The organism is Sinorhizobium fredii (assembly GCF_002944405.1).
Classification (GTDB): domain Bacteria; phylum Pseudomonadota; class Alphaproteobacteria; order Rhizobiales; family Rhizobiaceae; genus Sinorhizobium; species Sinorhizobium fredii_C.
Genome location: NZ_CP024307.1, coordinates 216,855 through 241,366, shown reverse-complemented (window position 1 = coordinate 241,366; position 24,512 = coordinate 216,855). Strand labels below are relative to the sequence as shown.

At 64.4% G+C, this 24,512-nt stretch carries 22 protein-coding genes, 1 other RNA gene and 1 pseudogene; 7 read left to right on the top strand and 17 right to left on the bottom strand.

What is annotated here, in order from left to right:
• Positions 1–199: 199 nt before the first annotated feature.
• The 8 genes from rpsO to rimP all read right to left on the bottom strand — a co-directional run bounded on the left by rpsO (position 200) and on the right by rimP (position 9,775).
• Positions 200–469: a 30S ribosomal protein S15 gene (rpsO, locus tag NXT3_RS01120; protein ID WP_104838666.1), complete on the bottom strand. Its 270-nt coding sequence runs from the start codon at positions 467–469 to the stop codon at positions 200–202.
• 221 nt (positions 470–690) lie between these two features.
• Entirely contained in the window at positions 691–2,403 is a 1,713-nt protein-coding gene (locus NXT3_RS01115) for a sensor histidine kinase (RefSeq protein ID WP_097537665.1), read from the bottom strand.
• Positions 2,404–2,497: 94 nt separating this feature from the next.
• Positions 2,498–3,433, bottom strand: coding sequence for a tRNA pseudouridine(55) synthase TruB (gene truB / locus NXT3_RS01110; protein ID WP_037422401.1), 936 nt, complete (start codon positions 3,431–3,433; stop codon positions 2,498–2,500).
• 7 nt (positions 3,434–3,440) lie between these two features.
• Positions 3,441–3,848, bottom strand: a complete 408-nt coding sequence (gene rbfA, locus NXT3_RS01105; protein ID WP_037422404.1) for a 30S ribosome-binding factor RbfA — start codon at positions 3,846–3,848, stop codon at positions 3,441–3,443.
• A 175-nt stretch (positions 3,849–4,023) separates the two neighbouring features.
• A complete protein-coding gene (infB, locus tag NXT3_RS01100) occupies positions 4,024–6,687 on the bottom strand; it encodes a translation initiation factor IF-2 (RefSeq protein WP_037422407.1) in 2,664 nt (887 codons plus the stop codon).
• A gap of 105 nt (positions 6,688–6,792) precedes the next feature.
• On the bottom strand, positions 6,793–7,494 hold the full coding sequence (locus tag NXT3_RS01095; protein WP_097525452.1) for an RNA-binding protein: 702 nt from the start codon (positions 7,492–7,494) through the stop codon (positions 6,793–6,795).
• A gap of 6 nt (positions 7,495–7,500) precedes the next feature.
• On the bottom strand, positions 7,501–9,111 hold the full coding sequence (nusA, locus tag NXT3_RS01090; protein ID WP_037422421.1) for a transcription termination factor NusA: 1,611 nt from the start codon (positions 9,109–9,111) through the stop codon (positions 7,501–7,503).
• A 46-nt stretch (positions 9,112–9,157) separates the two neighbouring features.
• A complete protein-coding gene (gene rimP, locus NXT3_RS01085; protein WP_104838665.1) occupies positions 9,158–9,775 on the bottom strand; it encodes a ribosome maturation factor RimP in 618 nt (205 codons plus the stop codon).
• Positions 9,776–10,023: 248 nt separating this feature from the next.
• Between rimP and NXT3_RS01075 the strand changes: the two genes are divergently transcribed.
• A complete protein-coding gene (locus tag NXT3_RS01075) occupies positions 10,024–11,652 on the top strand; it encodes an MFS transporter (protein WP_037422427.1) in 1,629 nt (542 codons plus the stop codon).
• A gap of 203 nt (positions 11,653–11,855) precedes the next feature.
• On the opposite strand, the gene NXT3_RS01070 is transcribed toward NXT3_RS01075, so the two are convergent.
• The 6 genes from NXT3_RS01070 to ffs form a co-directional block, all read right to left on the bottom strand.
• Positions 11,856–12,218, bottom strand: coding sequence for a YybH family protein (locus tag NXT3_RS01070; RefSeq protein WP_234828073.1), 363 nt, complete (start codon positions 12,216–12,218; stop codon positions 11,856–11,858).
• A 464-nt stretch (positions 12,219–12,682) separates the two neighbouring features.
• Positions 12,683–13,951 carry a lytic murein transglycosylase gene (locus NXT3_RS01065; protein WP_234828072.1) on the bottom strand — a complete coding sequence of 423 codons (1,269 nt, stop codon included), beginning with the start codon at positions 13,949–13,951 and terminating at the stop codon, positions 12,683–12,685.
• A gap of 211 nt (positions 13,952–14,162) precedes the next feature.
• Positions 14,163–14,768, bottom strand: a complete 606-nt coding sequence (gene recR / locus NXT3_RS01060) for a recombination mediator RecR (RefSeq protein ID WP_104838664.1) — start codon at positions 14,766–14,768, stop codon at positions 14,163–14,165.
• A 60-nt stretch (positions 14,769–14,828) separates the two neighbouring features.
• Entirely contained in the window at positions 14,829–15,152 is a 324-nt protein-coding gene (locus tag NXT3_RS01055; protein ID WP_037390630.1) for a YbaB/EbfC family nucleoid-associated protein, read from the bottom strand.
• 60 nt (positions 15,153–15,212) lie between these two features.
• Entirely contained in the window at positions 15,213–17,093 is a 1,881-nt protein-coding gene (locus tag NXT3_RS01050; protein WP_104838663.1) for a DNA polymerase III subunit gamma/tau, read from the bottom strand.
• A 45-nt stretch (positions 17,094–17,138) separates the two neighbouring features.
• An RNA gene (gene ffs, locus NXT3_RS01045) (signal recognition particle sRNA small type) lies at positions 17,139–17,236 on the bottom strand.
• 107 nt (positions 17,237–17,343) lie between these two features.
• On the opposite strand from ffs, the gene NXT3_RS01040 reads away from it, so the two are divergent.
• The 4 genes and pseudogenes from NXT3_RS01040 to NXT3_RS01025 all read left to right on the top strand — a co-directional run bounded on the left by NXT3_RS01040 (position 17,344) and on the right by NXT3_RS01025 (position 19,909).
• Positions 17,344–17,748 carry an HIT domain-containing protein gene (locus NXT3_RS01040; protein ID WP_037422456.1) on the top strand — a complete coding sequence of 135 codons (405 nt, stop codon included), beginning with the start codon at positions 17,344–17,346 and terminating at the stop codon, positions 17,746–17,748.
• A gap of 1 nt (position 17,749) precedes the next feature.
• Positions 17,750–18,730, top strand: coding sequence for an NAD(+) diphosphatase (gene nudC / locus NXT3_RS01035; RefSeq protein ID WP_097537661.1), 981 nt, complete (start codon positions 17,750–17,752; stop codon positions 18,728–18,730).
• 20 nt (positions 18,731–18,750) lie between these two features.
• Positions 18,751–19,443, top strand: coding sequence for a helix-turn-helix transcriptional regulator (locus tag NXT3_RS01030; protein WP_097537660.1), 693 nt, complete (start codon positions 18,751–18,753; stop codon positions 19,441–19,443).
• 97 nt (positions 19,444–19,540) lie between these two features.
• A pseudogene (locus NXT3_RS01025) lies at positions 19,541–19,909 on the top strand (VOC family protein).
• Positions 19,910–20,011: 102 nt separating this feature from the next.
• On the opposite strand, the gene NXT3_RS01020 reads toward NXT3_RS01025, so the two are convergent.
• From NXT3_RS01020 to NXT3_RS01010, 3 genes are all read right to left on the bottom strand, one after another.
• The gene (locus NXT3_RS01020; protein ID WP_012710021.1) at positions 20,012–20,149 is read right to left on the bottom strand and encodes a DUF1127 domain-containing protein; all 138 of its coding nucleotides are present in this window, start codon (positions 20,147–20,149) and stop codon (positions 20,012–20,014) included.
• Positions 20,150–20,661: 512 nt separating this feature from the next.
• Positions 20,662–21,516: a prephenate dehydratase gene (locus NXT3_RS01015; RefSeq protein ID WP_037422463.1), complete on the bottom strand. Its 855-nt coding sequence runs from the start codon at positions 21,514–21,516 to the stop codon at positions 20,662–20,664.
• A gap of 13 nt (positions 21,517–21,529) precedes the next feature.
• Positions 21,530–22,276, bottom strand: a complete 747-nt coding sequence (locus NXT3_RS01010; protein ID WP_104839908.1) for a 3-deoxy-manno-octulosonate cytidylyltransferase — start codon at positions 22,274–22,276, stop codon at positions 21,530–21,532.
• 156 nt (positions 22,277–22,432) lie between these two features.
• Between NXT3_RS01010 and NXT3_RS01005 the strand changes: the two genes are divergently transcribed.
• Together NXT3_RS01005 and NXT3_RS01000 are read left to right on the top strand one after the other, a co-directional pair.
• The gene (locus tag NXT3_RS01005) at positions 22,433–23,113 is read left to right on the top strand and encodes a c-type cytochrome (RefSeq protein WP_097537658.1); all 681 of its coding nucleotides are present in this window, start codon (positions 22,433–22,435) and stop codon (positions 23,111–23,113) included.
• Between the two features lie 235 nt (positions 23,114–23,348).
• Entirely contained in the window at positions 23,349–24,440 is a 1,092-nt protein-coding gene (locus NXT3_RS01000; RefSeq protein ID WP_037422467.1) for a branched-chain amino acid aminotransferase, read from the top strand.
• The last annotated feature ends 72 nt before the right edge of the window (positions 24,441–24,512 follow it).

Sequence of the window (24,512 nt, the reverse complement as noted above, 5' to 3'; positions counted from 1 at the left end):
CTGCCCCATGACGGGCCATCGGTTGATCCGCGATACCGGCCCATCCGGCTCGCTGGACATCTCCAGACTGCGCCTACGGCGCCCGTGGAGAGAGAATTCTACAGCGCCGTGCATCCCTTTCGACGCACAAAGGCCGCAGTGGGCGGTTCAGCGCCCAAAAAAATCCGGCGGATCGCCGAGCGACCCGCCGGACAGTCGATTAGCGACGGATGCCCAGGGCACCGATCAGCTTGCTGTAGCGCGCTTCGTCTTTCTTCTTCAGATAGTCGAGGAGCGAACGACGGCTGGAAACCATCGCGAGAAGACCACGGCGGGAATGGTTGTCCTTCTTGTGGTCCTTGAAGTGTTCGGTCAGGTTGTTGATCCGTTCCGTCAGGAGCGCAACCTGGACTTCCGGAGAACCGGTATCGCCTTCGGCGGTTGCGAATTCCTTGATGAGCTGAGCCTTGCGCTCTGCAGTGATCGACATCGGCTGATCCTTTCGTTTCGAGGATTTGAGGTCGCCGGCAGCCGGGATGTCGTCCAGCCGCGGCCGTTCACACGAAGAGGCGGCGCCTTTTCGCTGGCGTGGCTATAACCGAAACGGACACAAAAGGAAAGGGTGATCGAGCCGGCTGCGGGTACCCCGCTGCGCCACATTTTTCTTCCGCATCAAGCCGCCGCGAGCATTGACGCCGGCAGGCACCGGCATCAACTGTCCGCCCCGCCTCGGGGCTCGCCGCCGCGGGGGATGCGGATGTGCCATTCGATGCCGTCGGCATGCATCTTTCTGTCGAGTTCGGCGCGCAGTGCGATGCCGAGCATGCGCTCGATCACCACCGAGCCGAACCCCCGGCGGGGCGCCTGGCCCGGCTCGGCAAGATCCGCGCCGCTCTCGCGCCAGCGAATGGTGATCGTTCCGGGCGACACCGACCACTCGAGCTTGACCGCGCCCGTCGCATTGGCAAGCGCCCCATGCTTGATCGCATTGGTCGCCAGTTCGTGAAGGACCATGCCGAGCGTCTGCGCCATTTGGGTGTCCAGCCGCAAACTTGGCCCGGCAAGCACGATGCGGTCCGGATCGTCCGGCGCAAAGGGCTGAAGCTGGTCCTCGGCAAGCTCGCGGAAATCGACACCCATTGCCGCATTGGCGATCATCAGGTCGGTCGAGCGGGCAAGCCCAGCAAGCCGCTTGCGGAACGCGTCGACGAACTCCGCGGTATCCTCGCTCGACGCCGCGGATTGGGCAAGCATCGACTGGATGACAGTCAGCTGGTTCTTCGAGCGATGCGCGACCTCGCGCATGAGGAGGCGGATTTCCACCTCGGCCTTGGTACGGGCCGCCGCCGCGCGGGCAAGCGCTGTCGAGACGGCCTCGACTTCGGTAATGACGTAGCGGCGCGGCTCGATCACTTCGCCGGCGCCGAGACGCCGTGCGTCGAGCGCCAAGAGCTTGACCCCCTGTGTCAACAGCCGCGCGATGGTCAGGGATCCGGCAACGGCGATGCTGGCGAAAATGATGCCGCCGAGCGACAGCCAGAGAAACGACCACAGGATCGGCGCATCGACTACCTCCCGCGGAGCCCAGGCGACGATGCGCCAGCCGGTGATGACCGAGAATTCCGAGACGACGCGGTAATCCACCCCATGCTCGTTGATGTCGCTGACGCCGATGCTGATCTGAGGGAGCTTGTCCAGAAAGAACGCTTCCCCGGGACGGGCCGCGGGATCGGAGGAGGCGATCACCTTGCCTTTGCCGTCGACGAGCGCGGCATTCCACCCCGGTGAAAGCGTGTCCCGATTGACCGCCTTGGCCATCCGAGCCGCATCCTGGGTCAGGCCCAACAGATACCGTTCGCCGTCCGGCCCGTTTATCGGCAGATAGACGTTGAAGACCCAGCTCCTGGAGGTGTTCGCGAAGAAGGCGCCGGAAACGAGCGGTCCGCTGCTTTTCAGGGCCAGGTCGAGGTCCGGATCGGATCCCCGCCCCAACAGCGTCCCGAAGGGAACGCCGGTGCTCATCCGCAAATTGTGATCGCTATCGACGACGATCAGATTGGAATGGGTGCCCGCCAAAGCACTCGAAGCGCGGTGGTAGAAACCGCGCAGATCGCGAAGATCGACCGCCCCAGAGGTCGACAGGACCCGAAGCGTGGTCATCATGCCCTCGACCTCGCGCTCGACGATCCGGGTAACGGAGCCGGTCGAGGCCCTCAGCAGCGAGGTGACGACCTGCTCCTGCGCATCGACGCTGCGCTTCACGATCACGAAGGAGAAGATGAAGGAAGGGATGATGGCGATTAGCAGCAGCGAAAGCAGATAGAAGCTGAAGGGCCTGCGAAGATAGGTGCGAACAAAGGCCGCGACCGCTTGCAGTCCGCCGGATGAGACCTCGCTCTCGCTTTTCTCTGGCGCCTTGAGCATCCGTACCGCCTTTCGCCCGGGCTTCTCAACCCCGTTGCGCGCCTATACGCCGCACGCAAAGCGGCGCAATTGTTGGCCGGGCACCGGCTGCCGGTCAATGGCTGGCGAACACACGCTTCGGTCGAAATTCACCTTCGGCGACTTCACCGATCGCAACGAGCTTGCCGCGTGCTGTTGCGTAGGCCTCCGGAGCCGGCAACGGCGCGTCCCGACCACGCAGGATGATCGGGTTGCCCATTCTCAACCGGTGCGCCTGATCCTCGCTTACCGCCACATGCGGCAGATCGGAAAGCGCCTCGCCGGTGTCGATCAGATAATCGTCGAGCGCGGCAAGTCGTTCCGCATCGTCCTCGATCTTTTCCAGCGCCACGAGATCGGCGAGCGAGACCATGTCCTCCTCGCCGAAGGGCGCGACGAAGGTGCGGCGCAAGGAGGCGATGTGGCCGAAGCAGCCGAGATCGCGGCCCATGTCGCGGGCGAGCGAGCGGACATAGGTGCCCTTGCCGCACTCGATCTCGAAATGGGCGAGATGCGGCGTCGAGCCGATCAGCGAGAGGCGGAAAACCTCCACCTCGCGGGGTGGGATTTCTACGGTTTCGCCGTCCCGCGCAAGGTCGTAGGCGCGCTCGCCGTCGATCTTGATCGCCGAAAACTGCGGCGGTACCTGGCTGATCACGCCGGTATATTTCGGCAGCAGGGCACGGATTGACTCTTCGCTCGGACGCTCGGAAGACGAGCTGACGACATCCCCTTCGAGGTCGTCGGTCGAGCGTTCCTCGCCCCAGGCGACGGTGAACTCGTAGATCTTGCGGCCGTCCATGACATAGGGAACGGTCTTCGTGGCATCGCCGAGCGCGATCGGCAGCATGCCGGAGGCCAGCGGATCGAGCGTGCCGGCATGGCCGGCCTTCTGCGCCTTGAACAGCCACTTGATCTTGGACACAGCCTCGGTGGAGCCGAAATCGAGCGGCTTGTCGAGGATCAGCCAGCCCGAAATCGGGCGGCCCTTGGGTTTGCGCGGCTTGGACATGGATCTTCTATTCTTCGTCGTCGGTGTCGGGATCGAGGTCGCGGCTGACTTCCGGCGAGCGCAGCAGCGCGTCGATCTTCTGGTAGTTGTCGAAGCTGGTGTCGTCCCTGAAGCGGACGTCCGGCATGTATTTCATCTGCCTGAGCTGCGGCCCGAGCCGGCCTCGGATGAATTTCGCATGCTTGTTGAGCGCCTCGATGACCGCCGCATGATCGGCGACACCGAGCGGCGTAACATAGGCCGTCGCTATCTTGAGATCGGGCGACATACGCACTTCGGAAATCGAAATCACCGTCTTCTCGATCAGCGGGTCGCGGACTTCGCCGCGCTGCAGGACCTGGGTGATCGCGGCGCGCACCTGTTCGCCGACGCGCAGCATGCGCTGGGACGGAGCAGAGGATGTGGATCTGGTCATTGTGCTTATCCTGGATCACGGCGATTGCGGTCACATCGACCGGACTCGAGCCGCGATCGGTTCAATAGAGACGAGACGGCCATGATCGGCATCTCGCCAGCATCTCGTCTCGTTCCGCAAAAAACAGGAGCGCCGGAGATGATCCGGCGCCCCTACAATCTGTTGCCGGATCGACTTAGAGCGTCCGCGTGATGTGCTCGACGCGGAAGCACTCGATCGTGTCGCCGGCGCGGATGTCTTCGTAGTTCTCGAAGGCCATGCCGCATTCCTGGCCGGACTGGACCTCGGAGACCTCGTCCTTGAAGCGCTTGAGCGTCTTGAGCTTGCCTTCGTGGATGACGACGTTGTCGCGCACCAGACGGACACCGACGCCACGCTCGACCTTGCCCTCGGTGACGCGGCAGCCCGCGACCTTGCCGACCTTGGTGATGTTGAACACCTCCAGGATCTCCGCATTGCCGAGGAAGGTCTCGCGCCGCTCGGGCGAGAGCAGGCCGGACATCGCCGCCTTCACGTCATCCACCAGATCGTAGATGATGTTGTAGTAGCGGATCTCGATACCGGACCGCTCGGCCGCATCGCGCGCCTGCTTGTTGGCGCGGACGTTGAAGCCGATGATCGCGGCATTCGATGCCTCGGCGAGCGAGATATCCGACTCGGTGATGCCGCCGGCGCCGGAATGCACGATGCGCGCCCGTACTTCGTCGGTTCCGAGCTTGTCGAGAGCACCGGCGATCGCCTCGATCGAGCCCTGCACGTCGCCCTTGATGACCAGCGGGAACTCCTTTAGGCCGGAAGCCTGGAGCTGGCTCATCATCTGCTCGAGCGAGCCGCGCGAGCCGGACTGGCGGGCAACCATCTTCTCGCGGGCAAGCCGCTGGCGATATTCGGAGATCTCGCGCGCACGGCTCTCGTTCTCGACGACGGCAAACTTATCCCCGGCCGCCGGCGTGCCGGAAAGGCCGAGGACCTCGACCGGCATCGAAGGACCTGCTTCCTTGACGTGTTCGCCCTTGTCGTTGACGAGCGCACGTACACGGCCCCACTGATCGCCGGCGACGATGATCTGGCCAGGCGTCAGCGTGCCCTTCTGTACGAGGACGGTGGCAACCGCACCGCGGCCGCGGTCGAGCTCGGCTTCCACCACCGTACCCTCAGCCGTCCGGTTCGGATTGGCCTTGAGGTCGAGGATTTCCGCCTGCAGCAGGATCGCTTCGAGCAGCTTGTCGAGATTGGTCTGGTTCTTCGCCGAGACCTCGACATCGAGCACCTCACCGCCCATCGATTCAACGAAGACCTCGTGCTGCAGGAGCTCGGTGCGAACCTTCTGCGGGTTCGCCGTCGGCTTGTCGATCTTGTTGATCGCAACGATGATCGGCACGCCCGCCGCCTTGGCGTGGTTGATCGATTCGATCGTCTGCGGCATCACGCTGTCATCGGCCGCGACGACGAGGACGGCAATGTCCGTCGCCTGGGCGCCGCGGGCACGCATCGCCGTGAAGGCAGCGTGGCCGGGGGTGTCGATGAAGGTGATCTTCTGACCGTTCTGTTCGACCTGGTAGGCGCCGATATGCTGGGTGATGCCGCCCGCTTCACCGGCGACCACATTGGCGTGCCGGATCGCGTCGAGCAGCGACGTCTTGCCGTGGTCGACGTGGCCCATGATCGTCACGATCGGCGGGCGGGAGATCATGGTCTCATCCAGGTCGGCAACGTTGAAGATGCCTTCCTCGACGTCCGACTCGGAAACCCGCTTCACCGTGTGGCCGAATTCGCCGGCGATGAGTTCGGCGAGATCCGCATCGATCAGGTCGCCAGGCTTCATCATCTGGCCTTCCTTCATCAGGAACTTGATGACATCGACGGCGCGCTCCGACATGCGCTGCGACAGCTCCTGAATCGTGATGGTCTCCGGCAGGACGACCTCGCGCGAAATCTTCTCGCGGGTTTCCTGCATCTGGCTGCGCCGGAACTTTTCCTGGCGGCGGCGCATCGCCGAAAGCGAACGGCCGCGCTGGCCGCCGTCCTCGTCGACGGCAGCGGTCAGCGTCAGCTTGCCCTGGCGACGGCCCTCGTCGCCCTTGGCGCGCGGAGCGGGCTTTGCCGGCTCGGGACGTACGACCTTGCCGCGGGCCGGTCCGGCACCGCTGCGCGGGCGTTCATCCTCGTCGTCACTGCTTGGCCGGCGACCGCGAAGAGCTGCCCCGGGGGCACCGGGCGCCTGAGGCGCGGCAGGCGCCGGGCGGACGGGCTGAGGAGGTGCCTCGGCGCGACGCTCGGCGACCGGGCGCTCCTCCGCGACCTCATCGGTCTTTTCGGCGACGACCGCCGGGCGAGCAGCTTCCTCGGCGGCGCGTCGGGCGGCCTCTTCCTTTTCGCGGGCGAGGCGCGCTTCTTCTTCTGCGCGACGACGCACTTCCTCTTCGGCGCGACGCTTGGCTTCCTCGGCATCACGCACCTGGGCTTCAGCCAGCGCACGACGACGGGCTTCCATCTCGCCGGCCGAGAGGTCGTTCAACACGACGCCGACCCGGGGACGGTTCTGCTCCGCGCGCGGCTGATGGGGCTGCGGCTGCGGGGCCGGGCGGCCAGCCGGGTGCGGCTGAACGGGGCGCGGCTCGGCCGGCCGCGCAACGGGCGTCGCGCTCACCGGCGTGATCGGACGCTCGTCCTTGTGGCGCGTCAGGCCGAACTTCTTCTTGGTTTCGACCACGACCGCCTTCGAGCGACCGCGGCCCATGTCCTGGCGCACAGTCCCCTGCGTCACCCCGGCGGGCTTCAGGGTCAGCGTCTTCTTGCCCGCTACGCTGAGTGTCTTGTCGTCTTTGTTGTCGGTCATTCCGTTCCGTTCCTAGCGATCAGGGCCGGATGCGTAACACCTGACCCCGTCTTCCAATTTGTCTCAAGCAGCGTTCGCGATGCCGGCCTCTGCCGGTGACGCGTGTCATTGCTGTGGCTTATCAGCGCCGCCTTCGGCCCGGACCGGGACGGATCCTCGGTACTTTTCGAGCATGATTGCGCGCTTCACTACACCCTCACCCGCCTGCCCTGCAAGCGCTGCGGCATGGATAAAAGCATTACTTCCCAAAAGCTCCTCCATTTCCGCCGCCGCAAAGGGGCGGAACGCAGGTATTTCCGTTTCATCCTCGGCGACGAAGCTCATCGCCTTGCGGGCCTGATCGATCTTGCGGACACCGTCGGCGGCCGCTTCGGTCGCATGGAACACTGCAAGCGCCGCGAGTCCGCGCACCGCCTGCTCGGTCTTGGTGGCGCCGGAGACGAACTGGCCGGCCTTGCGCGCCATGTTCATCATTCCGGCAAGCTGCTCGGCGAGCAGCCTGTCGACCTCGTCGGCCAATGCCGGCTCGGCCTTCACCTCGGCACGCAGAGCGCGGGCGAAGAGCTTCTTCGCCACCGCCTTCTCGACGAGGCGCCGCTCCGCCCTTACCCAGCAACCGCGCCCCGGAAGCTGCCGCTTCAGGTCGGGCACGACGCGGCCGTCCGGCCCGGCCACGAAGCGGATCAGTTCATCCGGCAATCCGCTCTCGCGCGTGACGATGCAGGTCCGGCTGCTGCCGCTCCGGTCCTTCGGGCCCTTGTCTGAAGGCAGAATCTCCGAGAGCAGGATTTCGGTGGCGGCTGTCATCCTGGATCAGGCGTCCTGCTCCGAACCCTCGGCAACTTCGATCGGCTCGTCCTGATCGCTCGCGAGGTCTTCCTCGGTGATCCAGCCAGCCGCCAGACGCGCCTGGACGATCATCGCCTCGGCCTCTTCGCGGCTGACGTCGAGCTTGGAGAAGGTGCCCTCGAAGCGCTTGGTCTCGCCGTCCTTGCGCTCCGTCCAGCCGACGAGGTCGTCGGCGGCGCAGCCGGCGAAGTCCTCGATCGTCTTGATGCCTTCCTCGCCGAGCGCGACCAGCATCTGGCTGGTCAGGCCCTCGATCTGACGCAGGTCGTCCGAGACGCCGAGCTCCTTGCGCCGGGCGTCCATTTCGGCCTCGATCTTGTCCAGATATTCGCGGGCGCGCGTCTGGATTTCCGTCGCGGTTTCGTCGTCGAAACCATCGATCGAGGAAATCTCGTCGAGCTCGACATAGGCAAGCTCCTCGACCTGGGCGAAGCCCTCGGAGGCAAGCACCTGGCCGACCATCTCGTCGACGTCCAGCGCTTCCATGAACAGCTGGGTGCGCTCGTTGAATTCCTTCTGGCGGCGCTCGCTCTCCTCCTGTTCGGTGAGGATGTCGATATCCCAGCCGGTCAGCTGCGAGGCAAGGCGAACGTTCTGGCCGCGGCGGCCGATCGCCAGCGACAGCTGCTCGTCCGGCACGACGACCTCGATGCGCTCCGCGTCCTCGTCGAGCACGACCTTGGTCACTTCGGCCGGCTGCAGGGCGTTGACGATGAAGGAGGCGGGATCGGGCGACCACGGGATGATGTCGATCTTCTCGCCCTGGAGTTCGCCGACGACCGCCTGGACGCGCGAGCCGCGCATACCGACACAGGCGCCGACCGGGTCGATCGACGAATCGTTGGAGACGACGGCGATCTTGGCGCGCGAGCCCGGGTCGCGGGCGACGGACTTGATCTGGATGATGCCGTCGTAGATTTCCGGCACTTCCATGGTGAAGAGCTTGACCATGAACTGCGGATGGGTGCGCGACAGGAAGATCTGCGGACCGCGCTGCTCGCGGCGCACGTCGTAGACGAAGGAACGGACGCGATCGCCGTAGCGCATGTTCTCGCGCGGGATCATCTCGTCGCGGCGAATGATGCCCTCGCCGCGGCCGAGATCGACGATGACGTTGCCGTATTCGACGCGCTTGACGGTGCCGTTGACGATCTCGCCGACACGGTCCTTGAACTCCTCGAACTGGCGGTCGCGCTCGGCCTCGCGAACCTTCTGCACGATCACCTGCTTGGCGGACTGCGCGGCGATGCGGCCGAAATCCATCGGCGGCAGCGGATCGGCGATGAAGTCGCCGAGCTTGGCGTCCGGGTTGCGGTCTCGGGCGAGCTCGAGCGGGATCTGCGTCGAGTAGTCCTCGGCCTTCTCGACGACTTCGAGAAGACGCTGGAGACGGATTTCACCGGTCTTCGAATTGATGTCCGCCCGGATGTTCGTTTCCGAACCATAGCGCGAGCGGGCCGCCTTCTGGATCGCGTCTGCCATCGCGGCCAGAACGATCTCGCGGTCGATCACCTTTTCGCGTGCCACAGCGTCCGCGATCTGCAGAAGCTCGAGCCGGTTAGCACTGACTGCCATGTCTTGTCTCCGTCTGGTTACAGGGGCCTCACAAGCGCGCCCTGGCTCATTCGATATCTCTGTCTTCGTCTTCGAAATTCTCATTGGCGGCACGCGCCGCCTTCGCCTTCTTGTCGGCCGCTAGCGCGTCGCGGATCAGATCGTCGGTCAGGATCAGCCGTGCTTCCGAAAGGGCGGTGAACGGGATGGCGACGACGGCCTCTTCGCCATAGGCGGGCTGGTCGCGCTCGAGGCGGAAACCGTCGTCGTCCACCGACACGATCTTGCCGCGGAAGCGCTTGCGCCCGTCGACCATGATCGAAGTCTCGCACTTCATCAGATGGGCCTGCCAGCGGAAGAAATCGGACTTGCGAACCATCGGGCGATCGATGCCCGGCGACGACACTTCGAGATGATACGCCTTGTCGATCGGATCTTCCACATCGAGGACCGGCGAAATGGCCTTGGAGACGTCCTCGCAATCCTCGACGGTCATGGTGCCATCGTTGCGCTCGGTCATGATCTGCAGCGTCAGGCCGTTCTGACCGGACATGCGCACGCGCACAAGGCGGAAACCCATCTGCACCAGCACGGGCTCGATGATGTCGGCAATGCGCCGGTCGAGGCCGGTCTCGGTGATCAGCCGCGGTTCATTTTCAGTTCCAGCCGTTGTCGGTTCGGACAAACGATCATCTCCTCGTCGGACCGGCTAATAAAAAAGAGCGGGTCCTGACGGGCCCACTCTTCATCTACCGATCAAGAATTTGACGCTCATATACGCTGCATCGCCGGAAATTGCAAGGCTTGCGGCAGACCCGGCCGGCAGAGGAGGCAAATCCCGTCTAATGGCAAGTTTAAGCGGCTGGCGTGCCGCATTTCGAGGTTTATAACGAGACCACACCCCGCATCATCGCCAAATGAGAGAGACACGAGGTGACGAACCGCATATCGCCGCTGGCGCCCTTCCGGCACGACACGTTCAGGATCATCTGGATCGCCAGCCTCGCTTCCAATTTCGGCGGCCTCATTCAGGCGGTAGGTGCCGCCTGGCTGATGACGTCCATCTCCCAATCGGTCAACATGGTGGCGCTGGTGCAGGCCTCGACCTCGCTGCCGATCATGCTCTTCTCGCTGGTCTCCGGCGCGCTCGCCGACAATTTCGACCGGCGGCGGATCATGTTGGTCGCCCAGGCCTTCATGCTTGCCGTTTCGGCGCTCTTGACCGTCTTTGCCTATTACGGGCTGATCACCCCGTGGCTGCTCTTGCTCTTCACCTTTCTGATCGGCTGCGGCACGGCGCTCAACAACCCGTCCTGGCAGGCTTCGGTCGGCGACATGGTGCCGCGCGACGACCTGCCGGCGGCCGTCGCGCTGAACAGCATGGGCTTCAACATCACCCGCAGCGTCGGCCCGGCGATCGGCGGCGCCGTCGTCGCCGCCGCCGGAGCGGCCGCGGCCTTCGCCGTCAACGCGCTGAGCTATTTCGCCATCCTGTTCGCGATTTCCCGCTGGCGGCCGAGCATCCCACAAAGCGCCTTGCCGCGCGAGCGGCTGGGCCGAGCGGTTTCGGCCGGGCTGCGCTATGTGGCGATGTCGCCCAATATCGGCAAGGTGCTCCTGCGCGGCTTCGCCTTCGGCCTTTCGGCAAGCGCGATCCTGGCGCTGCTGCCGCTTGTCGCCCGCGACCTCGTCAAGGGTGGACCGCTCACCTACGGCATCATGCTTGGCGCCTTCGGCCTCGGGGCGATCGGCGGCGCGTTGCTCAGCGCGCGCCTCCGGGAGCGCCTGTCGAGCGAAGCGATCGTGCGGCTGGCCTTCGCAGGCTTCGCCGCAAGCGCGATCGTCACTGCGCTCAGCCCGCAGGCATGGCTGACCTCGCTCGCCCTCACCGTCTCAGGCGCCTGCTGGGTGCTGGCGCTGTCGCTGTTCAACACCACGGTGCAGCTCTCGACGCCGCGCTGGGTGGTAGGACGGGCTCTCTCGCTCTACCAGACGACGACCTTCGGCGGTATTGCCGCCGGCAGCTGGCTCTGGGGCGTCGCCGCCGAAGAATACGGCGCCGCGAATGCGCTGATCGGCTCCTGTCTTCTGATGCTTACCGGCATCGCCATCGGCCTGCGCTTCGCGCTGCCGGAGTTCACGTCGCTGAACCTCGACCCGCTCAACCGCTTCAACGAACCGCTGCTCGCTCTCGACCTGAAACCCCGCAGCGGACCGATCGTCGTGATGATCGACTATGAGATCGACGAGCCGGACATCCCCGAATTCCTGACGACCATGGCGGAGCGGCGGCGCATCCGCATCCGCGACGGCGCTGGCCATTGGGCGCTGATGCGCGACCTCGAAAACCCGATCATCTGGACCGAGACCTATCACGTGCCGACCTGGGTCGAATATGTCCGCCACAACCAGCGGCGCACGCAGGCGGACGCGGCCGTCGGCGACAAGCTGACGGCGCTCCACCGCGGCGACCAGCCGCCGCGCGTCCACCGGCTGATCGAGCGCCAGACGATCGTTCCCGGGCATTACGAGCGCTACAAGCAGCCGGCGGAGATGCATTGAGGGGGCAGATGCGAAAATCTGACGCCGAGCACCGGAGCCGAAACGGCAAAAATTGGCTCCGTGAGTCCGTTGGCGATGAGCACGCTTGGCGACTGGAAAGGTCGCCGGGCCGATCACGATCGCCGTCGAGAGTAGGCAGGTGGTCAATACGGCCCAGGTGCGATCATGCTCAATTCTGCGAACACTCATCGGCAGAACTGAAGTCAATTGAACGTATGGAGCTTGATTTTCAAACTGCCATCGGCTTGGCGCTCAAAGACATGCGTGGCAATCCCACCCCAAGGCTGGTCTTTGCCCTGGGCATCCTTGCCCTTGGCAGACCATTTAGCTGCGCCGTAAATCAACTTTCCGTCGCCATCCACCCTGATCACCTCAAGTCTGTGATCGGTGGCGCCCATGCCGAATATGCCGCTGAAGAACTTTTCAACGCCAGCAGGTCCCTCGATCAAATCATGGCTAGGAGGAAGAAGAAGCGCGTCCTCCGCATAGAAGGTGGCAACCGCCTTGGCATCCCGCTTTCCAAAGGCCTCGTCCCAAGCTGTATATGCGGCCTTCACATCTTCCATAGGACCGGCCCGAGCTTCCATTGGCGCCATGGAGATGAAGTATGCTACAAGCATGGCGATACAATCATAGCGTAACCTGACATTCCTCCTTTGATTGTTGGCATGCTCCTGCAATTGCTAATGCATGTCTCCTTAAATCGACCTCGATTTAAGGACCCAAGACATGCAGCAATTCAAAATGCTACAGCGACCTTTGCGCATCCGATAAGACGCGCGGCGCTGTAGTGTATCAGATCTGGCTAAAAAGCGGCACGGAACGGCGACACGTCCACTGTAGTCCATTCAGGATAGAGGCCAGACCGATGATCGCTAGCGACGTGGCCGGCGGCCACGACGTCGGGGTTCGCGGACGTTTCAAGGACCGTATCAAACACCAGACCCTGTGCGCGATGAGCTGCGCTTCCTGGCGGAACGGCTCTTTGGCCTTTCCCGAGGAATTCAGCCTTTTGCGGCCAGACCCAAAGTCAGCGCAGCTTCGCCTTCAGCGACGGATCGGGAAAGCAAGTCGGCGCCAGGCCGTTCTTCGCCTGCCAGTCGCCGAGCGAGCGGCGGGTCTTGTAGCCCGGCAAGCCGTCGACCTTGCCGACATCGTAGCCGATTGCGACCAGCGCCTTCTGCATGCCGAGCACGTCGGAGCGCAGCATCTTGCCGACATCGCCCCATTCGCCTCGGAAGGCGCCGCCGCCCGAGGCGATGCGGTCGGCAAGGTTGCCGATGAAGAGGGCGTAGAGGTCGGAATTGTTGTATTCCTTGATGACGTAGAAATTCGGCGTGACGACAAAGCCCGGCCCGTGGGTGCCGGCCGGCACCAGCATCATGCCGGAAGCCGACCGCTCAGCGGACGGAAAGGCCTTGCCGGAAACGCGGGCGATCCCCATGCCGGCCCAATCGGCAATCGGCCGCGCCAGGTCGGGGCCTTCCTGGGCGCAGGAGACGCCGTTAGGGATCGATACTTCGAAGCCCCAGTCGCGGCCGCTCTGCCAACCCATTTCAGACAGATAATTGGCGATCGAGGCGAGGCTGTCCGGCACGGAATTCCAGATGTCGCGGCGGCCGTCACCATCGAAGTCCACCGCATATTTCAGGAAGCTCGACGGCAGGAACTGCGGTTGGCCCATGGCGCCAGCCCAGGAACCGCGCATTTCACTTTCCTTGACGTCGCCGCTCTCAAGGATGGTGAGCGCCGCGATCAATTCGCGCCGAAAAAGCTCCGGCCGCGTCGACATGAAGGCTTTGGTGGCCAGCACGTCCATGATCGGATGCGGGATCTTCGCCCGGCCGAAGCCGGATTCGCGCCCCCAGATGGCCAGCACGACCTGTCCCGGAACGCCGTAGCTCCGCTCGATCCGCTTCAAGGTCGAGGCATGCGCTGAGGCGAGGCTGCGGCCGGTCGCCGCGAGGCCCTGCAGCCTCTTCTCGGAAAAATAGGAACCGGGCGACGAGAACTCCGCCTGGCTCTGCTTGCGCTCCTTCGCCTTCGGAAAGCCCGGCGGCGCCAGATCGGGCAGGTCCCAATTGAGCTTCACATCGGCGAAGGCGGCCTTGAAAGCAGAAGCGGAAATCCCGGCCTGTCTCGCCTCCGGCCAGAGATCCTTCGCAAGCCACTGACGGAACTTTGCTTCGACATCGGCCTTGGTGGCGGCGTGGGCGGGAAGGTTGAGGGCGAGGAGTGCGGCGATGGTCGCGAGGATTATGCGTGCGCGAGGCTTACCCCCCTCTGCCCTGCCGGGCATCTCCCCCACAAGGGTGGAGATTGGCGGGCGGCAAGGGCTTCCCCCTGCGGAAAGAGACGCGTGTGCGGCGGCGGTATTGTGAATTTGTGCGCTCGTTCCAAACTGATCTCCCCCCTTGTGGGGGAGATGCCCGGCAGGGCAGAGGGGGGTGGACCCTGCAGGACCGGCAAACCACGAGCGAATACGAGACTTCAAACGCATCGGCATTCCTTCAGATCGTCGTGCGCGCCCGAAGCGCGGCGGTCAGCGTGCCTTCGTCGAGATAGTCGAGCTCGCCGCCGACGGGGACGCCATGGGCGAGGCGGGTGATCTTCACCTCCATGCCCTCGAGCTGGTCGGTGATGTAGTGAGCCGTCGTCTGGCCTTCGACGGTCGCATTGACGGCGATGACCAGCTCGCGCACGCCGCCCTTGGCGACGCGATCGACGAGCCCCTTGATGTTCAAATCATCCGGGCCGATGCCGTCGAGCGGCGACAGCGTGCCGCCGAGCACATGATAGGCGGCGTTCAGCGCCCCGGCGCGCTCCAGCGCCCAGAGATCGGCAACGTCCTCGACGATGATGATCACCGCCTGGTCGCGCCGCTCGTCGGTGCAGACGGTGCAGGGATCGATTGTATCGACATTGCCGCAGCAGGAGCAGATCTTCACCTTGCGATGCGCCTCGCCCATCGCCTCGGCCAGCGGACCGAGCAATTGCTCCTTCTTCTTGACGAGATGCAGCGCGGCGCGGCGCGCAGAACGGGGGCCGAGCCCCGGCACCTTTGCCAGGAGCTGAATGAGCTTTTCGATTTCGGGACCGGTGACTCGCTTTGCCATGGCCGGCTTTTAGCGCATCTCCCCGATAAACGGAATCGCTTTGACGGCGATCTCCGCCAATCAGAAGGGCAGCTTCATGCCGGGCGGGATCGGCAGGCCGGCAGTGAGTTCGCGGGTCTTTTCCGCCTGCACCGCGTCCGCCTTTTCCTTGGCGTCCTTGTGGGCGGCGACGATCAGGTCCTCGAGGATTTCGACATCGTCCTCCTTGAAGAGCGAAGGGTCGATCTTCAGGCTCTTCATATGGCCCTTGCCGTCGAGCCGGACAGTGACGAGGCCGCCGCCGGCGGTGCCGTCGACTTCGAGCGCGGCGATCTCCGCCTGCAGCTTCTCCATCTTGGCCTGCATTTCCTTGACCTTGCCCATCATGCCGATGATGTCGCGCATCGTCGTCTCCTGTCGGTTGCTATGTCTGCCTGAATTCGAAGGCGCCCCGTGTCTCGGCGCCTACTCGATGTCGTCGCCGGGTACGATATCGCCGTCCGCGGATTCGGCGGCCGCCGGGGCGAGCATTTCGGCCTCTTCCTCCGCGGCGCGGATGCGTACGTCGGTAATCCGCGCGCCCGGAAAGCGCGCCAAGATCGCGGCGACGTCCGGATCCTGGCGGGCGTCGTTGACGCGCTGTTCCTGGGCACGCTGCTCGGCCTCGACCAGCGTCGGCTCGCCCGGCTCGCGGCTGTAGCTGACGACCCAGTGGATGCCGGTCCACTCCTTGAGCTTGACGGCCAGCTCATTGAGCAGCGTCTTCGGCGCATCGTCGGGGAGGTTGACGTCGAGCCGGCCGGGCTCGATATGGACGAGCCGCAGGAAGCCGCGCACCAGCGTCTTCAGCTTGATGTCGCGGTTCTTCGCGCAGAGGTCGGCGATGTCGCTTACCGAATTGACCGGGACCTTCGGCTCCGGCCTGGCGGCGGCTGCCGGCGCCGGTTTCTCCTCGATGCGGCCGACGGCGATCGGCTGGGGAGCGGCATCCGGCACGGCGCGCAGCATGGTCGCGCCGTTGCCGGACGGCCGCTGCACGGGCGCCGCCTCGACGGAACGGGCCTGAACGGGGGGCTGGGCGGCCTGAGCTTGGGTACCGCTGCCATTGCGGGCCGGCGCAGGGCGCCCCTCGCCTGCCTCGCCGCCCGAAAGCTCGAGCAAACGCCGCGCAGCCTCTTCCGGCGAGGGAAGGTGAGCTGCATGGGCGAGCCGGATCAGCACCATCTCGGCGGCGCCGGCGGGACGCGCCGAGCTTTCCGCCTCGGGAATGCCCTTCAGGAGCATCTGCCAGATGCGCGACAGGGTGGTGACCGCGACGCTGCCGGCGAATTCGGCACCGCGACGGCGCTCGACCTCGCTCAAGGACTGATCGTTCGCCGCCTCGGGCACATATTTCATGCGCGTCACGAGATGGGTGAAGTCGGCAAGATCGGTAAGCACGATCGTCGGATTGGCGCCGGCCTCGTATTGCGCCGCGAATTCGGCGAGTGCCGCCGCGGCGTCGCCCTTGATGATGTGCTCGAAGAGATCGACGATCCGTGCCCGGTCGGCGAGACCGAGCATCGAGCGCACCGTTTCCATCTCGACCGAGCCGCCGCCATGGGCGATCGCCTGGTCGAGCAGCGACAGGCCGTCGCGCGCCGAACCTTCCGCCGCACGCGCTACCATGGCGAGCGCCTCCGGCTCGAAGGGCACGGCCTCCTTGCCGAGGATGGTGGAGAAGAGCCCGACCAGGTCCGAGGCGCTGATGCGCCTCAGGTCGAAGCGCTGGCAGCGCGACAGGACGGTGATCGGAACCTTGCGGATCTCGGTCGTCGCGAAGATGAACTTCACATGCTCCGGCGGCTCCTCGAGCGTCTTCAGCAGGCCGTTGAAGGCCTGGGTCGAGAGCATGTGCACTTCGTCGATGATGTAGACCTTGTAGCGCGCCGAGACAGGCCTGTAGCGCACCTGCTCGATGATCTCGCGGATGTCGTCGATGCCTGTATGGGAGGCGGCGTCCATCTCGATGACGTCGACATGGCGGCCGTCCATGATCGCCTGGCAGTGCTCGCCCGGAACGCGCAGGTCGATCGTCGGCTTGTCGATCTCGGCGGTCTTGTAGTTCAGCGCCCGCGCCAGAATGCGCGCCGTCGTCGTCTTGCCGACGCCGCGCACGCCCGTCAGCATATAGGCCTGGGCGATGCGGCCGGTCTCGAAGGCGTTGGTGAGCGTGCGCACCATCGGCTCCTGGCCGACCATCAGGTCGGAGAAATCCTTGGGGCGGTATTTGCGCGCCAGAACGCGGTAGGCGGCCGGTTTTTCGACGGATGAAACTGGGGATGAAATGGGCGCTTCGTCGCTCATCGACCCTGCCGCTGTTCGAACTCTTGTCCCGACAGGACGGAGAAGGTGGGAGGCTGGCACGATGACCCGTGCCGGGGCTCGTTAGGGCTGCTTCCTTCCGGACCTGACCCGGTTGGCGAGTGGCTCGTCCACCACCAACCTCCCGGCTTCCATATCGGCAATATCTGAAGCAAATGCAAGCCAAGCCGCCAAAAAACTGCTATCGATATAGAATACAAGGCGAATCCGCTTGATCCCGAGGGAGTTTTTCTTGACCGAATTCACGCTCGACGAGCGCCTCGAGCGCGACGGCATACCGATCGCCCCGTTCGGCCTCTGCCAGCTTCGCCTGATGAACGACCGCCGCTGGCCGTGGCTGATCCTCATCCCCCAGCGCGCCGACGTCTCGGAGGTCTTCGAGCTCACGCCGCTCGACCAGGCGATGCTAACCTTCGAGACGAATATGGCGGCAACGGCGCTCAAGAAAGTCACCGGAGCAGAGAAGATCAACATCGGCGCGCTCGGCAACATCGTCCGGCAGCTTCATGTGCATGTCATCGCCCGCCGCAAGGGCGATCCGAACTGGCCCGGTCCGGTCTGGGGCTTCGGCAAGGCCGAGCCGTGGCCCGAAGGCGAGCATCAGGTATTCGCAGCGCGTATATTGGAAAATCTTTGAAATGACGAAAACGATCTTCGATCTTCACAGCCCCCATCCGGAGCCGAGCACCTTCGTCGCCTTCGCGGAAAATCACCTCGACCGGCAATCCGAGCATCGCGCCGACGATTGCGTCGAGAAGGCGCTCAAACATCCGGGCGCGCATTTCCTCGCCTTTTCCGGGGCGAAGCTGATCGTCAAGCACGACGAGAAGATCATCGATCCGCTTTTCGCTCCCTATGAGCTCGCCGGTCTCGAACCGACGATCGACGAGGCGGTCCTGCTCGGCTTCCTGCCGAACGGCGAGCCGCGGCTCGCCGTTCCTTCCGGCCTGACCGAGGAGACCGTGCCAGGACCTTTCAAGATCGCCGATGCGCGCATGCTTTACCGGCAGCAGATGCTGCCGGAGGAGCTGCTCGGGCAGTTCGCCCAAGGGTCGAGCCTGATCACCTGGAACGCCAACAACCGCTTCTGCGGCCGATGCGGCGGGCCGATGGACGGTGCCGCCGGCGGCTACCGGCGAATCTGCACCGCCTGCGGCCACATGGTCTTTCCGCGCACCGACCCGGTCGTCATCATGCTGACGGTCGACATCGAGCGCGACCTCTGCCTGCTCGGCCGCAGCCCGCATTTCGCGCCGGGCATGTATTCCTGCCTTGCCGGTTTCGTCGAGCCGGGTGAGACCATCGAAAACGCCGTGCGCCGGGAAACGCACGAAGAATCGGGCATCCGCATCGGCCGGGTGCGCTATCACGCCTCGCAGCCCTGGCCGCTGCCGCACTCGCTGATGATCGGCTGCTATGCTGAGGCGCGATCGACCGCCATCAAGCGCGACGAGCAGGAACTCGAGGACGTGCGCTGGTTCACCCGTGCGGAGACCGAAGCGATGCTGGAGCGTTCGACGGGGGTCGCGACGACGCCGGACGAGCACATCCCGCCGCCGAAGGGGGCGATCGCCCACCAGTTGATGCGCGACTGGCTGTCCTGGCCGGAGCGCAGCTGAGCGGGTAGGGACAGGAATCGGTGTCGCGCTCGGAACGGCTCATCGATCTCATTCAGGTGCTGAGACGCCACCGCCGGCCGGTGAGTGGCCGGACACTCGCCGAGGAGACCGGCGTCAGCCTCCGCACCCTTTATCGCGATATTGCCAGCCTGCAGGCCCAGGGCGCCGGGATCGAAGGCGAGGCGGGCGTCGGCTATGTCCTCAGGCCGGGCTTTTTGCTGCCGCCGATGATGTTCTCCGAGGAGGAGATCGAGGCGCTGGTGCTCGGTTCACGCTGGGTTGCGAAACGCGGCGACAAGAGGCTTGCGACAGCGGCGGGCGACGCTCTGGCGAAGATCGGCTCGGTGCTGCCGGCCGAGCTCAAGGAGAAGCTCGACGGTTCCACACTGCTCGTGGGCCCACGTCAACCGGTCGCCGACCGGGTCGATCTCGGCCTGTTGCGCAAGGCGATCCGCTCCGAGCACAAGCTCGAGCTCAGCTATCTCGACAATGACGGCCGCGACAGCCGCCGCACGGTCTGGCCTTTTGCGCTTGGCTTTTTCGAGGAGACACGGGTGCTCGCTGCCTGGTGCGAGCTCCGTCAGGGCTTCCGCCATTTCCGGACTGACCGGATCGCAGAGGCGGCACTGCTCGACAGCCGCTACCCGCGCCGGCGCCAGGCGCTGCTCAAGGACTGGCGCGCCACGCATGGCGTCGACCCTGTCGGGGTCTGAATGACTGAGAAGTTCGCCTTTCCGTCACGCTCAGACTGCTGACAAAAACTGACAGCAGGCACCGCTAGCTTGAAGGTCCCGAAAGAAGGAGACCATCATGGCAAATCCCAATCTCATCGTCCTCTATGTTGCCGATCCGCTGGCAAGCGTCGAATTCTATCGCAAGCTGCTCGGCAAGGAACCGACGGCCGCCTTTCCGACCTTCTGCTCCTTCGAGTTCAAGGAAGGCTTCACCTTGGGTCTCTGGGCACTGGAGAAGGTGCAGCCCCAGCCTGTCGGCGAAGGCAGCCGGGCCGAAGTCGCATTCATGGTGGAGGGAGAAGAGGCCGTCCGCGCTCACTATGAGGAATGGTAGGCGATGGGGCTGTTGATTGCGCAGGAACTGACGAGGATGGATTTCGGACCGACCTTCGTCGCCCTCGATCCGGACGGGCATCGCCTGCGTGTCTGCCTCTACGACGAATGATGCAAAGGCAAGTGCAGGCTTCGCTCACACCCCGCGGGAACGCCGGCGGGGTGTGGAAGACTTTCGCGCCGCGGGTAGAATGCACGCGCGGGCAATCGTATATTAGCGGCCGTAGACGGCAGCCTGGATCTGGGATCGGGAAAGACCGATGTCGCTCAGTGCGTGGTCGTCCAGAGCGTTCAGCTCGCGTACCGCACGGCGCAATTTTGCATATTCCATGATCTTCTGACGGATCTTCATTTTTGACACTCCATTTTCTTTTTCTTGACGAAGGTCAAATAGGCATTTGCCTAAGATTTCAGTAGTTCCATGATTGCAAATTAGGCATGCGCTGGACGCGTAGCCGGTTAACGATAATTCGCCGTTTTTCGAAGGTCCGGGACGTCCATCCGGCACACGCTGCCAGCAGAATTGCGGGCATCGGAGACCGCCGTACAAGGTGCTGCGGCAACCGCCTGACCGGACTGTCGACGCCGCAATGGGTCGTGACATCCCCTCAAAGCGTCATCCTCGGGCTTGACCCGAGGATCCAATCGCAAGCACCGGTTCTGGCGGTGATTTGGCCAGCGTAACATGGATCCTCGGGTCAAGCCCGAGGATGACGACGGGGATGGAGGCCCGGGCAAAAGCGCTCCTGAAGCACACCGCATTCGGCGAACTCAGGCGACCTGCCTGGGACGCTGCATATTTCTCAAATGCACGCCTCTGGCAAGCGGTCGAAAGTCCGCCCACGCATCGTTCCCGACTGGCCCTCAGAGCACCCCACGCATCGGATGCGCCTTGTACGTCCCGAGTATCCGCACGTTTTCCGAGAAGAAGCGCAGCTCGTCCATGGCGTGGCGCACGCCCTCGTCGTCCGGATGGCCCTCGATATCGGCATAGAACTGCGTCGCCACGAACTTGCCGCCGAGCTGGTAGCTTTCGAGCTTCGTCATGTTGATGCCGTTGGTGGCAAAGCCCCCCATTGCCTTGTAGAGAGCGGCCGGAATGTTACGCACGTTGAAGACGAAGGTGGTGATGATCAACTCGTCGTCCGACTTGCGCGTCGTCCGCTGCTCCTCGCGCGACAGCACAACGAAGCGGGTGACGTTGCTGTCGGTGTCTTCGACGTTTTCGGCGATGATCTCCAGCCCGTAGAGGTCGGCGGCAAGCCGCGGGGCGAGCGCTGCCATCGAGCGGTCACCGGTCTCGGCGACGAGCTTGGCGGCACCGGCCGTATCGCCGGCGACGATCGGTTTCCAGCGATTGGCGCGGACGATCTTGCGGCATTGGCCGAGCGCATGGATATGGCTGTGCACGGTGCGGATTTCGTCGTGCTTGACGCCCGGAAGCACCATCAGCTGGAAGCGGATCGGCATGAAATATTCGCCGACGATATGCAGGCGCGATTCGGGCAGCAGGTGATGGATGTCAGCGACGCGGCCGGCGATCGTGTTCTCGATCGGGATCATGCCGAGATCCGCCTCGCCGTTCTCGACCGCCAGAAAGGCATCCTCGAAGGTCTGGCAGGGCAACGGGTCCATCGACGGGAACATGTCGCGGCAAGCCATGTCGGAATTGGCGCCGAAGTCGCCCTGGAAGGCAATCCTGTTGGTCTTGACGGTCACTTTGGCTGTCCTTTCAAGCCGAGAGCATGCGGCGGGCTTTTTCGAGGTCGGCCGGCGTGTCGACGCCGAGCGGCACGGAATTGACGATCTCGACGTCGATGCGCATGCCCGCCTCGAGGGCCCGCAGCTGCTCGAGCGATTCGCGCTTCTCGAGCGTCGAAGGCTTCAGCGACACGAACGTCTTAAGTGCGCTCCGCCGGTAGGCGTAAAGGCCGATATGGTGATAGAGCGGCCCGGCGCCATGGGGTGCGGTCGCGCGGGTGAAATAGAGCGCGCGCAGCCGGCTCTCCGACAGCGGCGACCCGACCACCTTGACGACGTTCGGATTGGTTTTCTCGCGCTCGTCGGTGATTTCCACCGTCAGCGTGGCGATATCGGTCGCAGCGTTTTCGAGCGGCTTCAAGGCCGCGCGGATCGGGCCGGGCTCGATTGTCGGCAGGTCGCCCTGGACATTGATGACGATTTCCGCCTCTCCGTTAGGGTCGGCCTTCTGCAGCGCCTCGTAGATCCGGTCGGAGCCGGACTGGTGATCGATGCGCGTCATGACCGCTTCGAAGCCGGCGTCGCGCACCGCCTCGTAGACCTCGTCATGATCGACGGCGACGACGATCCGGCCGACGTCTGCTTCCGCCGCGCGCCTGGCGACCTGGACGATCATCGGCAGGCCGCAGATGTCGGCGAGCGGCTTGCCCGGCAGGCGCGTCGAGGCCATGCGCGCGGGGATGAGCACGAGGGCTTTGCCCGAATTTTCACGATTCATCGTCATGCCTTCAAAAACCCCTGAGAAAGTGTCAAAAGGTCTCACTTCGGGGGCGATAATCTCTGTTGCAACGCAGAGCCAAAAGACATAGGTTCCGCGCGATTTCAAGATGGGCCGGGTTTTTGTTTGCGCCGGTGGCAAAGGGAGCGTTTGCAGATGAATCCATATGTGAACATGGGTGTGGGTGCCTTGCTGGGTACGGTCTTCGTGCTGATGACCGTGTCCATTGCTTCTGAAGGCATTTTCCATTCCGAAGCTCCCGAGAAGGAAGGTTTCGCGATCGTCGCCGAGGAGCCGACCGCCGAGGCCGGTGCGGGCGGCGGCGAAGAAGCAAAGTCGGAGCCGATCGGCCCGTTGCTCGCCAAGGCCGACGCTTCCGCCGGTGAAGCCGTGTTCAAGAAATGCGCAAGCTGTCACACCATCGAGAAGGGCGGACCGAACAAGGTCGGCCCGAATCTCTGGGGCCTCGTCAACCGTCCGGTCGCCTCGCATGAGGGCTTCGCCTACTCCGCCGGCATGAAGACCTTTGCCGAAGGCGGCAAGGTCGTCTGGGACTACGACCACCTGAGCTACTTCCTCGAGGCGCCGAAGAAACACGTGCCGGGCACGGCCATGGGCTTTGCCGGCCTGAAGAAGCCGGACGAGCGGGCGAATCTGATCGCCTGGCTGCGCGAGAAGGCCGACAGCCCGGCACCGCTGCCGGCGGCGGATGCGACCGGCGCGACGGACGCGGCACCGGCTGCCGCCCCTGCCGAAGGTGGTCAGACGGCGGCTCCTGCCCCGGCTCCGGCGGAAGCCGGTCAGGCGGCGGCTCCGGCACCGGCCCCGGCACATTAAGCGATCGATATTTCTTTTCGAAGAGCCCGGTCATCGACCGGGCTTTTTCTATCCGATCAGTCGCCGCCGGGTGAGCGCCGGAAAGCTTCGCGCCGATGCCGCGCCTATCGGATTTTTCTTTGGCGATGCTAATATCTGTGCAACTGACAATGTAACCAAATGCAATCCGATCGGAGCCTGGTCCCTCTGCGTGTGAGCGGGACGGTTGCATTCGGAGCGAAGGAGCGGACGATAGATGACCAGCGGCGGAACTTTCCTCATCGAGACACATCCGAACCCCATGGCAGCGGGCGAGCGTGAGGCCCTGCTCAAGAACCCGGGCTTCGGCCGCGTGCTGTCCGATCACATGGCGACGATCCGCTATTCCGAGGGACGCGGCTGGCATGACGCCCGGATCGAGCCGCGGAAGGCTTTCGATCTCAGCCCGTCGACGGTGGTGCTGCACTATGCCCAGGAGATCTTCGAAGGCATGAAGGCCTACCGCCTGCCGGACGGCGGCGCCACATTGTTCCGCCCGGGCGCCAATGCGCGCCGTTTCACCAACTCCGCCAATCGCCTGGCTATGGCGCCCTTGCCGGAAGAGCTGTTCGTCGAATCCGTGCGCGCCCTGGTGCGGGCGGATCGCGACTGGATTCCGGCGGCTGAAGGCGCCTCGCTCTATCTCCGGCCGTTCATGATCGCCACGGAGGCGATCCTCGGCGTGAAGCCCTCGTCCGACTACCTCTATTGCGTCATCGCCTCGCCGGTGGGCTCCTACTTCAAGGGAGGCGCTCCGGCGGTGACGCTCTGGGCCTCCGAAAACTACACGCGGGCGGCCCCCGGCGGCACCGGTGAGGCGAAATGCGGCGGCAACTATGCGGCAAGCCTCGCCGCGCAGGCAGAAGCGACCCGCGAGGGCTGCGACCAGGTCGTCTTCCTCGACGCCGTCGAAAAGCGCTGGATCGAGGAGCTCGGCGGCATGAACGTCTTCTTCGTCTTCGAGGACGGCTCGCTGCAGACGCCGCCGCTCACCGGCACGATCCTGCCGGGCATCACCCGCGATTCGCTGATCACGCTCGCCCGCGACCTCGGCCTCACGGTGCGCGAAGAGCCCTATTCGATCGATCAGTGGCAGGCGGATGCCGAGAGCGGCCGGCTGGCCGAGGCCTTCGCCTGCGGTACCGCCGCTGTGGTGACGCCGATCGGCAAGGTGAAGGGCCGCACCCGCAACTTCACGATCGGCGACGGCGGCGCCGGTCCGGTGGCCGGCCAGCTGAAGGCCGCGCTGCTCGACATCCAGAACGGCCGCGCCCCGGACCGCCACGGCTGGCTCGACCGGCTGTTCTAGCGAAACGGTGGCTCCGAGCCCTCACCCCGCTGCCGCGACCTTCTCTCGTTTGTACGGGGAGAAGGGACGATG